General features: G+C 63.3%; 15 protein-coding genes. 9 read left to right on the plus strand and 6 right to left on the minus strand.

The window, feature by feature from the left end; genetic code table 11:
- The first annotated feature begins 156 nt into the window (after positions 1-156).
- Positions 157-1,386: an argininosuccinate synthase gene (locus tag C9427_RS26160; protein WP_107651947.1), complete on the plus strand. Its 1,230-nt coding sequence runs from the start codon at positions 157-159 to the stop codon at positions 1,384-1,386.
- Between the two features lie 190 nt (positions 1,387-1,576).
- Positions 1,577-2,158, plus strand: coding sequence for a hypothetical protein (locus tag C9427_RS26165; protein WP_245437177.1), 582 nt, complete (start codon positions 1,577-1,579; stop codon positions 2,156-2,158).
- 103 nt (positions 2,159-2,261) lie between these two features.
- Here the strand turns inward: C9427_RS26165 and C9427_RS26170 are convergent, their stop codons facing one another.
- Positions 2,262-3,062 (minus strand): lytic murein transglycosylase, encoded by an 801-nt coding sequence (locus C9427_RS26170; protein WP_107651996.1) that lies wholly within the window; start codon positions 3,060-3,062, stop codon positions 2,262-2,264.
- A 267-nt stretch (positions 3,063-3,329) separates the two neighbouring features.
- Here C9427_RS26170 and C9427_RS26175 point away from each other — a divergent pair, with 267 nt between their 5' ends.
- The 6 genes from C9427_RS26175 (at position 3,330) to C9427_RS26200 (ending at position 9,999) form a co-directional block, all read left to right on the plus strand.
- Entirely contained in the window at positions 3,330-4,577 is a 1,248-nt protein-coding gene (locus C9427_RS26175; protein WP_107651948.1) for a flavin monoamine oxidase family protein, read from the plus strand.
- A gap of 107 nt (positions 4,578-4,684) precedes the next feature.
- Positions 4,685-5,782 (plus strand): zinc-binding metallopeptidase family protein, encoded by a 1,098-nt coding sequence (locus C9427_RS26180; protein WP_107651949.1) that lies wholly within the window; start codon positions 4,685-4,687, stop codon positions 5,780-5,782.
- 65 nt (positions 5,783-5,847) lie between these two features.
- Positions 5,848-6,453: a DUF1236 domain-containing protein gene (locus C9427_RS26185; RefSeq protein WP_107651950.1), complete on the plus strand. Its 606-nt coding sequence runs from the start codon at positions 5,848-5,850 to the stop codon at positions 6,451-6,453.
- A gap of 129 nt (positions 6,454-6,582) precedes the next feature.
- Positions 6,583-7,512, plus strand: a complete 930-nt coding sequence (locus C9427_RS26190) for a CPBP family intramembrane glutamic endopeptidase (RefSeq protein WP_107651997.1) — start codon at positions 6,583-6,585, stop codon at positions 7,510-7,512.
- 68 nt (positions 7,513-7,580) lie between these two features.
- Entirely contained in the window at positions 7,581-8,522 is a 942-nt protein-coding gene (locus tag C9427_RS26195; protein WP_107651951.1) for a glycosyltransferase, read from the plus strand.
- Between the two features lie 139 nt (positions 8,523-8,661).
- The gene (locus C9427_RS26200; RefSeq protein ID WP_107651952.1) at positions 8,662-9,999 is read left to right on the plus strand and encodes a chloride channel protein; all 1,338 of its coding nucleotides are present in this window, start codon (positions 8,662-8,664) and stop codon (positions 9,997-9,999) included.
- 89 nt (positions 10,000-10,088) lie between these two features.
- Here C9427_RS26200 and C9427_RS26205 read toward each other — a convergent pair whose 3' ends face one another.
- The 3 genes from C9427_RS26205 to C9427_RS26215 form a co-directional block, all read right to left on the minus strand.
- On the minus strand, positions 10,089-10,592 hold the full coding sequence (locus tag C9427_RS26205) for an invasion associated locus B family protein (protein WP_107651953.1): 504 nt from the start codon (positions 10,590-10,592) through the stop codon (positions 10,089-10,091).
- Between the two features lie 249 nt (positions 10,593-10,841).
- Complete coding sequence (locus C9427_RS26210) at positions 10,842-11,204, minus strand: YkvA family protein (RefSeq protein ID WP_107651998.1); 363 nt, start codon at positions 11,202-11,204, stop codon at positions 10,842-10,844.
- A gap of 137 nt (positions 11,205-11,341) precedes the next feature.
- Positions 11,342-11,638, minus strand: a complete 297-nt coding sequence (locus C9427_RS26215; RefSeq protein ID WP_107651954.1) for a 4a-hydroxytetrahydrobiopterin dehydratase — start codon at positions 11,636-11,638, stop codon at positions 11,342-11,344.
- Positions 11,639-11,691: 53 nt separating this feature from the next.
- Between C9427_RS26215 and C9427_RS26220 the strand changes: the two genes are divergently transcribed.
- A complete protein-coding gene (locus C9427_RS26220) occupies positions 11,692-12,204 on the plus strand; it encodes a low molecular weight protein-tyrosine-phosphatase (RefSeq protein ID WP_107651955.1) in 513 nt (170 codons plus the stop codon).
- Here C9427_RS26220 and thpR read toward each other — a convergent pair.
- Positions 12,108-12,704: an RNA 2',3'-cyclic phosphodiesterase gene (gene thpR / locus C9427_RS26225; RefSeq protein WP_107651956.1), complete on the minus strand. Its 597-nt coding sequence runs from the start codon at positions 12,702-12,704 to the stop codon at positions 12,108-12,110. The two genes, C9427_RS26220 and thpR, sit on opposite strands and share 97 nt — an antisense overlap.
- A gap of 137 nt (positions 12,705-12,841) precedes the next feature.
- Complete coding sequence (locus tag C9427_RS26230) at positions 12,842-13,486, minus strand: arylesterase (protein WP_107651957.1); 645 nt, start codon at positions 13,484-13,486, stop codon at positions 12,842-12,844.
- Positions 13,487-13,543 lie beyond the last annotated feature (57 nt).

Consider the following 13,543-nt stretch of genomic DNA (forward strand, 5'->3'; position numbering starts at 1 on the left):
CGTGGCAGCAAAAGACGGCGCAGCCATACTCCAAGAGCCGTGCTCTTGCCAGCTTCTGGGAGATGCAGCATCTGGTCCAGGCACCGTTCGTCTCTTGCGCTGGCCGGAAACGCCGTGATACCTCGCCCGCGAAACCTTTCGCGCGGAACCGCTAAAATGTCCCCCAGCAAGATAAAAGACGTCAAGAAGGTCGTGCTCGCCTATTCCGGCGGCCTCGACACCTCCATCATCCTGAAATGGCTGCAGACCGAACTCGGCGCCGAAGTCGTCACCTTCACCGCCGACCTCGGCCAGGGCGGCGAACTGGAGCCGGCGCGCCGCAAGGCCGAGATGATGGGCATCAAGGATATCCGCATCGTCGATGTCCGCGAGGAGTTCGTCGCCGACTTCGTCTTCCCGATGTTCCGCGCCAACACCGTCTATGAAGGTACCTATCTGCTCGGCACCTCGATCGCGCGGCCGCTGATCTCCAAGCACCTGGTCGAGATCGCCCGGGAGACCGGCGCCGATGCCATCGCCCATGGCGCCACCGGCAAGGGCAACGACCAGGTTCGTTTCGAACTGTCGGCCTATGCGCTGAACCCCGACATCAAGGTCATCGCGCCGTGGCGCGACTGGTCGTTCAAGTCGCGCACCGATCTCATCAACTTCGCCGAGCAGCACCAGATTCCGGTGCCGAAGGACAAGAAGGGCGACGCGCCATTCTCCGTCGACGCCAACCTTCTGCACTCGTCCTCCGAGGGCAAGGTGCTGGAGGACCCGTGGACCGAGCCGCCGGAATTCGTCCACCAGCGCACCATCTCGCCGATGGACGCGCCGGACGAAGTCACCGAGATCGAGATCGAATTCCTGAAAGGCGATCCCATCGCGCTCGACGGCAAGAAACTGTCGCCGGCGACGATGCTGGCCGCGCTCAATGATCTCGGCCGCGACAACGGCATCGGCCGGCTCGACCTGGTCGAGAACCGTTTCGTCGGCATGAAATCGCGCGGCGTCTATGAAACGCCCGGCGGCACCATCCTGATATCGGCTCACCGGGCGATCGAATCGATCACGCTGGACCGGGGTGCGGCCCACCTCAAGGACGAGTTCATGCCGCGCTATGCCGAGTTGATCTACAACGGCTTCTGGTTCGCGCCCGAGCGGCTGATGCTGCAGGCGATGATCGACAAGAGCCAGGAAGACGTCGAAGGCACGGTGCGACTGAAGCTCTACAAGGGCAATGTCATCGTCACCGGCCGCAAGTCGAAGAAGACGCTCTACTCCGACGCGCTGGTCACCTTCGAGGACGACCGCGGCGCCTATGACCAGAAGGACGCCGAAGGCTTCATCCGCCTCAACGCGCTGAGGCTGCGCACGCTGGCGGCGCGCAACCGCAAGGGCTGAGATCCAAACAGCGGGCTGGGCGCTCTACCGATTCCGTGAAGGCTGAAAACGATCCGAGAAACCCGGCGGAGACGCCGGGTTTTATTTGTCATTTCTAATATAATCGAAATTAACCACCGCAAATGAGTTTCATTTGACCTTTCGGTGGCTTCATCTACGCTCTCTCTTGCTGGATCGGGGGTTTTTTACAATGAAAACTGGTATTTTTATTCTCTTTGCAACGGCCATCGCCTTGACGGTGTGCCCGTCGTCGGAGGCAAGCGCGAAACGCAACCCAAGCGCAAACCTGGGCGGATGTGTCACCGCTGTCCACGCATGGGGCATCACGCTCAAGCATGATATCGCCTCTTTCATGGGCGTCTCGCAGGAGCGCATGCCGGCCCTGTTCTGCGAGCGCCTTGCCGAAGGGATACGCAGCGGGCGGATCAGCTACTCCGATTTGAACAACCTGCAATTCGACCTGCCGACCGAAATCTGGATGGTCATCAAGGGCAAGTCGAAGGCTGCTACGCAAGCCCCGGCGCCTCGGACGTCCAACTTCCGTACTTGCTACCGAAATAACGGCGCCTTCCAGGTTCCCGCTTCCCAGAAATGCCCGTTGAGCGGCCACGCGCAGTTCGACCAACCGACCAAAATCGAGATGACGGGGAAATCAAAGACGGCTACCCCGGCGCCGCGGAACCCCAAATTTCGTACCTGCAGCGGTATTACCGGTACCTTCCAGATTCCCGTTTCCCGGAAATGCCCGTTGAGCGGCTACGCGAATAATTGAGAGCGATGTGCCAGGCGCTCAGCCGGGCATGGCATTTGCCACACATCAACAAAAAAGCCCGGCGCATGGCCGGGCTTTCCACTAATCAATCTGGATATCTCTATCAGTCGGCATCGATCGCCGTGGCGATGCGGGCGATGGCCTGTTGATAGACGCTCGCTGAATTCCAGCCGGCGATTGCGCCCATATTGGCCTGCGCGCTCGCGCCCGCCCGCCAGCCATGACCCTTGAGGAAGTTGGCGGTGGACGCCAACGCAGTGCTCTTGTCGCGCAGGTTTCTGCTGCCGACGCCATACTTCATGACATTGCCGGGCAGGAACTGCGTGTGGCCGATCTCGCCATGCATGGCGCCGACCGACGAGGCGCTCAACGCTCCGCGATCGACCAGCTTCAGCGCCGCAATGGCATGCGGGTAGAAGAATTCCGGGCGGCGGCAATCATAGGCAAGCGTCAAAATGGCAGAGACCGTGTTCTGGTTGCCCATGGAGGACCCGAAGCCGGTCTCCATACCCCAGATGGCGAGCAACACACCCGGCGACACGCCGTAGGTCCGTTCGATCTTGTCGAACAGCGCTGCGTTCGACTTCTTCAACGCCCGGCCCTTGGCAATGATCGCGGATCCGCCACGGCGCTTCATGAAGGCTTCCACCGAGCCGCTGAAAGCCTTGTGGATGGCGCGGTCGGCGGCGATCGTCCTTGTTGCGTAATTCGCGTTGGCCAGAGCGGCCAGACCCTTCGCGCCTACACCATTGGCCCTGGCCTCCGCCGCAAACTCCGGCTTCCAAGCATCGAAGCCGGCGCCGCTCTTGCCGCAGCTGGCCGCCGCCTGCGCGCCCGTCGCCAGTGCAAACACCGCCACTACCGTGGCCGCTGCAAACATTTTTCCCTTGGCAAGAAATGCCATGCTGTTCTCCTGATTTGCCTGAATCACGTCCCAGTTGCGAATTTGCCAGTGAAACGTGCGTTTGTCACTCTAGAGCGGCGTGCGTGCATTCGCAGGCACAAAGTACGCTCCAACACTTTGAGTCCGCGTATCATGCTTTGCGAAAGTCGACTCCGGTTTTCGGGCAGATACGGTAAGAAGTCGTTTACGCGTTTCCCGGTACCGCGCTGGCGAATGCCGCAGAACTTGCCTACGATCAAGCAATTATTGTGGCGGGGCAGAATATTCATGGAAGACGTTGACGTCGTGATCGTTGGCGCCGGTTCGGCGGGGCTTGCCGCCGCCAGGACCCTTGGCGCAGCCGGCCTTTCCTTCAAGCTGTTCGAGGCGATGAACCGCATTGGCGGCCGCGCCTGGACCAGCGACCAGCATTTCGGCGTGCCATTCGACATCGGCTGCGCCTGGCTGCACGCGGCCGACCGCAATCCCTATTTTCCCGAGGCCCAGGCGGCCGGCTGGACGCTTCACCATCACGACATGAATGTCGATCATCTCTACTATCTCCAGCGCAAGGCGAGCGAGGCCGAGGAGGCCGCGATGAAGGCTGCGGACGCCAAGCTGTTCGAGCTTTTGGCGGCGCATGAGGTCGGCGATGGCGACGACGACCGGCTTTCGGCGCTGCTCGCCAGGGGACAGGCGCCGCGTGCGGCCGCCACCTTTGCCGGGCCGATGGATTTCGGCGCCGACGAGGACGAGATCTCGATCTGCGACTTCCAGGCCGCCGCCGATCTCGATCCGAACTACTTCTCCAAGGAAGGGTTCGGCGCATTGGTCGCCCGTTTCGGGGCCGAGGTGCCGGTCGAACTGTCGACGCCGGTGCGCAAGATCCTCTGGGAGGTGCCTGGCGTGGCCTGCGTCACCGATCGCGGCACCATCCGCGCCAAGGCAGCCATCGTCACGGCTTCGCCGGCCGTGCTCGCCTTCGAGGAGATCGAATTCTCGCCGGCGCTGCCCGACACGCATTTTGGCGCCTTCTTCGACCTGCCGATGGGCATGCTGACCAAGCTGCCGGTGGAAATCCGGGGCACGAGGCTCGGGCTGGCGCCGTTCGATGACCTGCTGATCGAACGGATGGCCAGGCACGACATCTACTTCCTGTGCTTTCCCTTCGACCTCGACCTGATGGTCGGCTTCGTCGGCGGCGATTTCGCCTGGGAGATGTCGGCGGCGGGAGAGGCGGCAGGCGTCGATTTCGTCGTCGACCGGCTATGCGGCATCTTCGGCACGGATGTGCGAAAACATGTCGGACGCGCCATGATGACCAATTGGGGCGGCGAGCGCTTCGTGCGCGGCGCTTATGCGGCGGCCCGCCCCGGCCGTTCGGAGGCACGCGCCACGCTGATGCAGCCGGTGGCGGAGAAGATCTTCTTCGCCGGCGAGCACCTGGCCGGTCCGCTGATGCAGACCTGCGGCGGCGCGCGGCTGTCCGGCGAGGCGGTGGCGCGGCAGGTCGTCGCCCAGCTTGCGGCAAAATAGCCTCGGCGGGAACGGCTCGCCGATGGCGGACGTTTGGGCAACGGATCGCCCCGCACTATGTCCGTCATCTTGTCCGGTGTGCGGACCCCTGATGATTTGAGACCGACATGAAGCTTTTCGATTGCCCGCATTGCGGCCACCGCCTGTATTTCGAGAATGCCCAGTGCCTCAACTGCGCCAGCCTCGTGCTTTACGATCCGGGGCACGCGCGCTTCGCGCTGTCAGGCGCCGATGGCGTTTTCCAGTGCACCAACGCCGACGAGTGTGCCTGCAACTGGCGGGCAGAGCCGGGCCATGCCTTCTGCCGCGCCTGCATGCTGAACCAGCTGATCCCCGACCTTTCGGTCGATGGCAACCGCCAGCACTGGATCCGCGTCGAGGCGGCGAAGAAACGCGCCATCTATTCCCTGCTCGCCTTCGGCCTGCCGGTCGCGCCCAAGACCGGCCCGCTGGATGAGGCCGGTCTGGCTTTCGATTTCCTCGCCGATCCGATCGGCGGCGGACCGGGCGGCGAACGCATCCTGACTGGCCACGACAACGGCCTGATCACGCTCAACGTCGCCGAGGCGGATTCGGCTGAGCGCGAGAGGCGGCGCATCGAGATGGGCGAGAACTACCGCACCTTGCTCGGCCATTTCCGTCACGAACTCGGCCATTATTACTGGGACCGCCTGATCCGCGACGACCCGCAAAGGCTTGCCGCCTTCCGCAGCCTGTTCGGCGACGAGCGCGCCGACTACGAACAGGCCCTGAAGGCCTACTACGCCAATGGCGCCGCGCCCGACTGGCAGCAGAGCCACATCTCGGCCTATGCCACGTCCCATCCCTGGGAGGACTGGGCCGAGACATGGGCGCACCATCTGCACATCACCGATACGCTGGAAATGGTGCATGCGCTGAATTTTCCGCTCGGCCGGCTGGAAACCGTGGAAACCAACGCTCTGCCGCAGGGCGATACCGGCGGCAAGCCGCAGGCGGCGCCGGCCGAACCCGCAGCCACGCCGGAACCCTTTGAAAGGATCCTGACCCGCTGGCTGGTGCTGTCGGAGGCGTCCAACTCGATCAACCGCTGCATGGGCCTGCCCGACCTCTATCCCTTCGTCATCTCGGATCGAACGGCGCAAAAGCTGGCTTTTATCCATGACCTCCTGACCGGGGTAACGAAAGAAACCGGAATAAATCGTGAGCCGGCCGGGGCATTTTAGCCGGAACGCATGAGGGGTTTGCCTCGTTTCCGTTGGCGAGGGATTGTGAAAAACGGAGCGAAACCATGAAACGCTTACTGTTTCCTGCCATAGCCGGCGCGCTTGCCGCCATGTCGGGGACGGCCTTGGCCGACACCGCCGTTTCGGCCATTGCCGATCTCAATGTGCGCGCCGGGCCTGGCCCGCAATACCCGGTCATCGGCGTGCTCACTGCAGGCCAGTCAGCGACGCTCGACGGCTGTATCGAAAACAGCAAATGGTGCACCATCGCCGAGGCAGGTGGCCAGGGTTGGATCTATTCCGACTATGTGACCGCCGATTTCGGCGGCGACCGGGTCGTGCTGACGCGGCGTCCGGCCGATGCCGACATCACCATCGTGACGCCGCCCGCCGACAGCGACGAGTATTCCGACACCTATACCGGAGCGATCGTCGCCGGCGAGCCGATCGAGCCCATCAGACGACCGCCGGCCGAGGTGCGCACCTATGTCGACACCAACAGGCTCGATCCGGTCTATCTCGATGGCGAGGTGGTGACCGGCGCAACCTTGCCCGACAGCGTCGAACTGCGCGAGATTCCGGACTACGACTATCGCTATGTCTATGTGAACGGCCAGCCGGCGCTGGTCGATCCGGCCACGCGGCGCATCATGTACGTCGTGCGTCAATAACCAGCAGGAGCCACCGCCAAGTCGGCGGTCTCCGCAGCTTCAATTTGCGCATGACCCCGAAAATCGATTTTGATTTTCGGGGTCATGCGCTAGATCATGCGACCCGATGCGTTCGGCAAAGGAACCCGCGTGATATCAGACCCTGCCGCCTTCGAGCGCTATCGGCTTACCCCCAACGACAAGACGACCCTGCCGCGCCTGCTGTTCGGATCGGCGATCGTCATCCTGTTCTGGGTCGCGACGACCATGGTCGTGTTGCTCGGCGGCGCCTATCTTTTCGCGCTGTGGCAGGCATCGGCGGGTACGGTGCAGGACTTCATGGCGTCGCCCGCCGGGATTCTTGCCGCACTCGCCTCCTTCGCCGGCATCTGGATCGGCCTTTGGGTTGCCATGCGCTGGGTCCATCGCGAGCCGCTGACGGCGCTGCTCGGCGTGAGCCGCCATGTCTCGCGCGATGGATTCCTCAAGGGGTTAGCCGCGGTGCTGATCACCTCGGCGCTGTCCGAAATCCTGCTCTATGTGCTGCAGCCCGAGATGGCGCGGGGTGCGATCAGCTTCTCGACCTGGCTTGTCTTCCTGGTCCCGATCATCGTGCTGACCCTGCTGCAAACCTCGTCCGAGGAGGTGCTGTTTCGCGGCTATCTCTTGAGGGGCCTGGCCAGCCGGTTTCGAAACCCCTTCATCTGGGCGCTGCTGCCGGGACTGCTGTTCACCTCGATGCATTGGAGCCCAGGCTCGAGCGCCGCCATCAACGCCTGTGTGCTCGCCTCGATCGCCGCTTTCGCACTGCTGCTGACGCTGGTGGTCCATGCCACCGGCAATCTCGGCGCCGCCTTCGGCGCCCATCTCGGCAACAATCTGACCGGGTTCCTGCTGATTTCGCATCAGCAGAGCTACAATTCCTTCGCCCTGTTCAACGCCAAGCCACTCGAAGGCCCCGGCTGGACGACACTTGACGCGGTCCTTATCGCCGTGATCGGCATCGCCTGCAGCCTGCTGACGATCCTGCTGCTCCTGCATCCGCGCTCGCCGCTGAAGGTCGAGCCAGATAGACCGTGATCCCAAGAAGTGGAAACCGGTTTTTTGGATGAGGTCATGGTAACGCAAAAAACCGGCAGAGGCGGCTGATGCGCATCACACTGGCGGTTATCGGAACCATCCCCTCCAGGGGCTATGGCGGCACCCAGCGCCAGGTCGACTGGCTGGCTTCGGAATTGGCCCGCCTTGGCCATCGCGTCGTGCTGATTGCCAGTCCCGGCTCAAGCCACCCGCTTTGCGAGGTGCGGCATGCATCCTCGGAAGCGCAATACCGGGCCGCCATTCCGGCGGACACGCAGATCGTCCATTTTCACAGCTGGTTTCTCGACGTTCCCTACCCGTCCCTCAACACCGCGCATGGCTACTCCCCGCAAAAATCGAGGCCGCAGCCGAACTGGAGCTTCGTCAGCGCCAGCCATGCGCGGAACCATGGCAGGAAGACCTTCGTCTACAACGGCTTTCCGGTCGACGCCTATCGCCTGACCGCTTCGAAGAGCGACCGCCTGCTGTTCCTCGCCGCCATCGCGCGCGCCGGCAAGAACCTGAACCGCGCGGTCGATCTGGCGAAAGAATTCGATTTCCCCCTCGATATCGCCGGCGGCTCGCGCTGGACGCTTTTGACGCGCAGCCAGGTCCGGCGCGATGGTGTCTTCTTCAAGAGCCTGGGAAAGCGCTTTCGCTTCCATGGCGTCGTCAACGGTGACGAAAAGTTGCGTTTGCTCGGGCAAGCAAAGGCCTTCCTCAATCCGATCGCCTGGGAAGAGCCGTTCGGCATGGCGCCGGTCGAGGCTATGCTGTGCGGAACGCCGGTGCTGACGACGCCGCGCGGCGCCATGCCCGAGATCATCGACGACGATACAGGGCGCCTCTTCGACAGCGACGGGGAGTTCGCCGCGGCGTTTGAAGCGGTTGGCGGCCTTTCGCCGCAGCGTTGCCGGGACTCTGCCGCCGAGCGGTTCCCGATCGCCCGCAGCGCGAAGGGCTATCTCGATCTCTATCGGCGGATCCTCGACGGTGAAACGCTGCCATGAGCCGGGATCTTTTACCTTCTCTATAACAAGGGGAGATAGGGCTCTATAACAAGGCGATAGGGGGAGCCGTGCCTGTACGCAAAGCTGGCCCCTCATGTCGTGGCTGTGTTAGGTCGAACCATTCCCTGGAAGGACTGTCATGGCCGGCATATTGCGAAAATATCCCCTGCTGCGGCGCTCGCGGGCAATGTGGGGCTCGCGGCGCGTCTGGCAGCCGCGGCTGGTGTTCTGGGCCGGCGCGGTTTGCATCGGCCTGATCAGCGTGCTGTTTGCGATGCTGGCCGACCGCGCGCAGGAGCTGTTCCACATGATGACGGGCAATGACGGCGGCTGGCGCAGCTGCCTGCCGCTCGTCATCACGCCGCTTGGCTTCGTCGTCTGCGCCTGGCTGGCGCACGCCTTCTTTCCGGGTTCGCAAGGCAGCGGCATTCCGCAGGCGATCGCCGCCCGGCATCTGCGCGACGACGAGGATCGCAGCCATATTCTTTCGCTGCGGCTGGTGGTGGGCAAGATCGCGCTGACCATTGTCGGCCTGTTCTGCGGCGCCTCCATCGGACGCGAAGGCCCGACGGTGCAGGTCGGTGCGTCGCTGATGCTGCAAGTGGCGCGCTGGGGCGGCATGGCGCAGGCGCGCGGCCTGATCCTGGCCGGCTCGGCCGCCGGCATCGCGGCCGCCTTCAACACGCCGCTCGCCGGCATCGTCTTCGCCATTGAGGAGATGGGCCGCACCTACGAGGCGCGCACCAACGGGATGGTGCTGACGGCGGTGATCCTGGCGGGCCTGGCCTCGCTAGGGCTGCTCGGCAACTACACCTATTTCGGTGTCGCCAAGGAAACGATCTCATTTGCCGCCGACTGGCCGCTGGTCATTGCCTGCGGCATCATCGGCGGCGGCTTTGGCGCGCTGTTTTCGCTGCTGGCGCTGAAGGCGACACGGCGGATCCGGCGCTGGAACAGCTTGCAGCCCTTGTGGCGGGTGCTGGCCGTGGCCGCCGTCTGTGGGCTGGGGGTGGCGGCGATCGGCGTCGCCTCGGGCGGACTGACCTTCGGCACCGGTTACGCGCAGGCGCGCAGCGCGGTGGAAGGCACGCCGCTGCCATGGTTCTTCTTTGCCGAAAAATTCGCGGCCGGGCTGCTGTCGATGATTTCGGGCATTCCCGGCGGTATCTTCGCGCCGTCGCTGGCGGTTGGCGCCGGCCTCGGCAGTTCGCTCGGCCTGGTCTTCGGCGCCAGCGCGGGTGCCGCCGCCCTGCTCGGCATGGCCGGTTATTTTGCCGGCGTGGTGCAGGCGCCAATGACCGCCTTCGTCATCATCCTCGAAATGACCGGCAATCACGACAATGTCATTGCGCTGATGTGCGCCTCGATGCTGGGCTACGGCACGGCGCGCCTGATCTCGCACGAACCGCTCTATCACGCGCTGTCGCGGGTCTTCATCGCCGAGGCGATCCGGCGGCGCCGGGCGGAAGCGGCGTAGATATCCGCAGGAATGAGCGGAAAGGGGTGCAAAAAATCCGGGCTCGCGGCCCGGCCCTTCATCAAACCGGCTTTGGCAAATCGGCTTGCCTACTTACACTTGGCGATCGACGCCAACGCCGCGGAAATGCCCTTCAACGAAAAGACGTAGGTGGTGGTGTTGCCGCGGCCGGATTTCGCCGACACTTTCATGTCGGTGCCGGTCTTCATCGCGGCGATCAGCACCGGTTCCTCGGCGGCGTTCTCCACCCAGGCCGACTTGCCGCGGGTGAACATCGAGAAGCTCTTCTTGTCGATGGTGACGGTCGCCTTGGAGCCTTCCTGGAAATTGTAGCCGGCGATGAATTGCGGCTCGTAGGAGATCTGCTGTCCCGGCCGCTGGCTGACGAAGAAGAACATGTCGCCATGGTCGAGCGTCGGCGGCTGCTTGTCGGTCGGCACCGTCAAGACATAGCAGACCTTGCCGCCCGAGGCCTTGTAGCTGTAGGTGCCCCAGGCATTGTGCTGGCCGATCTTGGTCGCCGATTGCGCCAGGGCCGGCGCTGTCAAGGCCACCAGGACCAGGCTCGAAACTGTAGCAATCAATCCGCGCATCGTTTTTCCTGTATTCCAAATGGTGCGGAGGCAGATCCGCGTGGCGTCCTGCCGTCGCTTCATTTTGATTTAATCTGGGTTACCAAACGGTGAACTTCCTTTGGGAAAAGGACCCTCACCCCAGGAAACCGCCGCCATTCCCGCGCCACCGCTAGAAAAGCGGCGGACATGGTGTCCCTGGGCCGACTTGGAGGCCACGAAAGCGGCAAGAGTTTGACTTTTCACACGGCCCGCCGGCGCAGCGCCAGCTCAGCTTTCGTCGGCCATCGCCTCCCTGGCGGCCAGCCGGTGCGCGGGCGTGATATGGGCGCTGACCGCGGTGATCGCGGCGGTCAGCACGGCGATGTCGTCGGTGAAGCCGAGCCCGAAGACGAAGTCGGGGATCGCGTCCACAGGCAGCACGAAATAGCCGAGCGCGGCCAGCAATATGCCCTTGGCGCGCAGCGGCGTCTTCTTGTCCATGGCGCAGTAATAGGCGGCGACCACTTCTTCCATGAACGGGATATGCCGGGCGGCCTTCTTGGCGGTGCGCCAGAATTTGGCGCGCACTTCGCCCTCGTCGCCCGGCTTGCCGTCAAAGCCGAAGAAATCAAAACCGGTTTTTTGCGCCATCAACCTCTCCTTGCCGAACGCCGCGTGGACATAACGGGCGACCGCGAGGGAAAATGTGGTGAAACCCGAACCCCGCTGCAAGATGCCGCCGCCGATTTGAGATACTCAGCCGTATTGCGAACATCGCAATACGCGGGTCAGCCACCGAAATAGCGGTTCATCTTCTTGGCCAGCTCGATATCGAGCGCGGTGACCCCGCCGGCGTCATGCGTGTTCAGCGTGACGTTCACGGTCTTGTAGACATTCGACCAGTCGGGATGATGGTCCATCTTCTCCGCCGCGAGCGCGACGCGCGTCATGAAGGCGAAGGCCTCGGAAAAGTTCTTGAAGACGAAGCTGCGCCTGATCGAGCCGCCATCCCCAGCCAACGACCAACCGTCGAGCCCAGCCAGGGCTTCAGCGATCGCCTCTTTGCCCAGTTTTTCTCTCGCCATGTCCGTCTCCCGTGCTATCTCGACCTTTGACCTTAAACCATAGCGCCGGATCGATGAGCGCAAAGCCCATAAACTCCATTCTTTTCGTCTGCCTCGGCAATATCTGCCGGTCGCCACTCGCCGAAGGCGTGTCGCGCGCTGTGCTGGCCGAGCGCGGGCTGGACGTATTGCTCGATTCGGCCGCAACCAGCGGCTGGGAGGTCGGTTCCGCCCCCGATCCACGCTCGATCGCGATTGCGGGGCGCCATGGCATCGATATTTCCGGGCAGATGGCGCGCAAGGTGACAGCGGAGGACTTCCACCACTTCGACCTGATCCTCGGCATGGACCGTTCGAACGTCCGTGATCTCAGGGCGCTGGCGCCTACCGCCATGCGCGACCGGGTGCATCTGTTCCTCGAATTCGCGCAGGCCAAGGCGCAAGACGTGCCCGATCCGTATTATGAGGGACCGGAAGCCTTCGCCTCGGTCTATCGCATGATCCGCGAGGCGTCGGAAACGCTGGCGAGCCGGCTCGCCGCGCGCGCATCGGCGCCCGACAGCGGCCAGGCCTCCTCGACGATGTAGGGTCCGCCGCCGACCGAATCGCGCGACGACATCAGCACGAAGCGGCCGACGCGGAAGGGCAGCGTCGAAAAATTGCCGCGGGCCGACAGATATTGGGCGACGTCGAGCGGGCTCGAATTGCGCAGGCGCGCCAGCGTCACATGCGGCATGAATTTGCGCGGATCGGCCGGGATGCCGAGGCGCTGGCAGATGCGATCGATCTCGCCCTGAAGCGCAGAGAGGTCGGGCGAGGCGGAAACGCCGGCCCACACCGCATGCGGTTTCTTCTGGCCGAAGGCGCCGACGCCGGACAGCGTCAGGGCGAAAGAGGGGCGGTGGACACGGTCGAGCGCGTTGGCGATCTCGTCGGCGACATGGCCTTCGACATCGCCGATGAAGCGCAGCGTCAGATGGTAATTTTCAACGTCGATCCAGCGGGCCCCGGGCAAGCCGCCCCTGAGCAGGGACAGTGAAAGGGCGGCATCACGCGGAATTTCGAGGGCGGTAAAAAGACGTGGCATGATGAGCCTCCTGTCCTCGAATCGAACTCTGGTCCCTAGCGAATCACCGATATTCAAGCGGAGCAAGCGGTTTGTTGGTCGCAGGCCTACCAGAAAGTTTCCCTAACGGAATGCGGCGACATCATTGGAATTGCCCTTCAAGAGGCGCCCTGAGCCGTGGCGATGGCCTTTTCCACCGTCGGCAGGATGCGCTCGACCATGCGGTCGACGCCCCTGGCGTTCGGGTGCAGACCATCTTTGAGCTGGAAGGCGGGCTCGCCGGCGACGCCGTCGAGAAAGAATGGATAGAGCGGAATGCCGTATTTTTCGGCCAGTTTCGGGAAGATCGCATCGAAGCTGTTCTGGTAATCGGCGCCGAGATTGGGCGCGGCGCGCATGCCGGCCAGCAGCACGGCAATCTTGCGCTGCTTGAGCTTGGCGAGCATGTCGTCCAGATTCTTTTGCGTGATGGCGGTAGAGATGCCACGCAGCATGTCGTTGGCGCCGAGTTCGAGGATGACGAGCTTGGTCCCGTCCGGCACCGACCAGTCGAGCCGCGACAGGCCGCCGCTCGACGTATCGCCGGAAACGCCGGCATTGGCGACAGTCACATCATGGCCTTTGGCGCGAAGTGCCGCCTGCAATTTGTCGGTAAAGCCCTCGCCCGGGCCGAGGCTGAAACCCGCCATCAGGCTGTCGCCGAAGCCGACGATCTGCAAAGGCTCGGCGCGCGCCGACGAAATGGCGCCGCAAAGCGCGAGGAAAAGCATGAAGGCTGCGGCAAGGTAGTGTTTGAAAGCCATGCGGCAGGCCCCATATGACGAGGAACGGTCTTTCGACGAAGGCGATGCTCTAGCCTC

Origin of the sequence: Mesorhizobium helmanticense, assembly GCF_003034915.1 — a bacterium.
GTDB lineage: Bacteria > Pseudomonadota > Alphaproteobacteria > Rhizobiales > Rhizobiaceae > Mesorhizobium > Mesorhizobium helmanticense.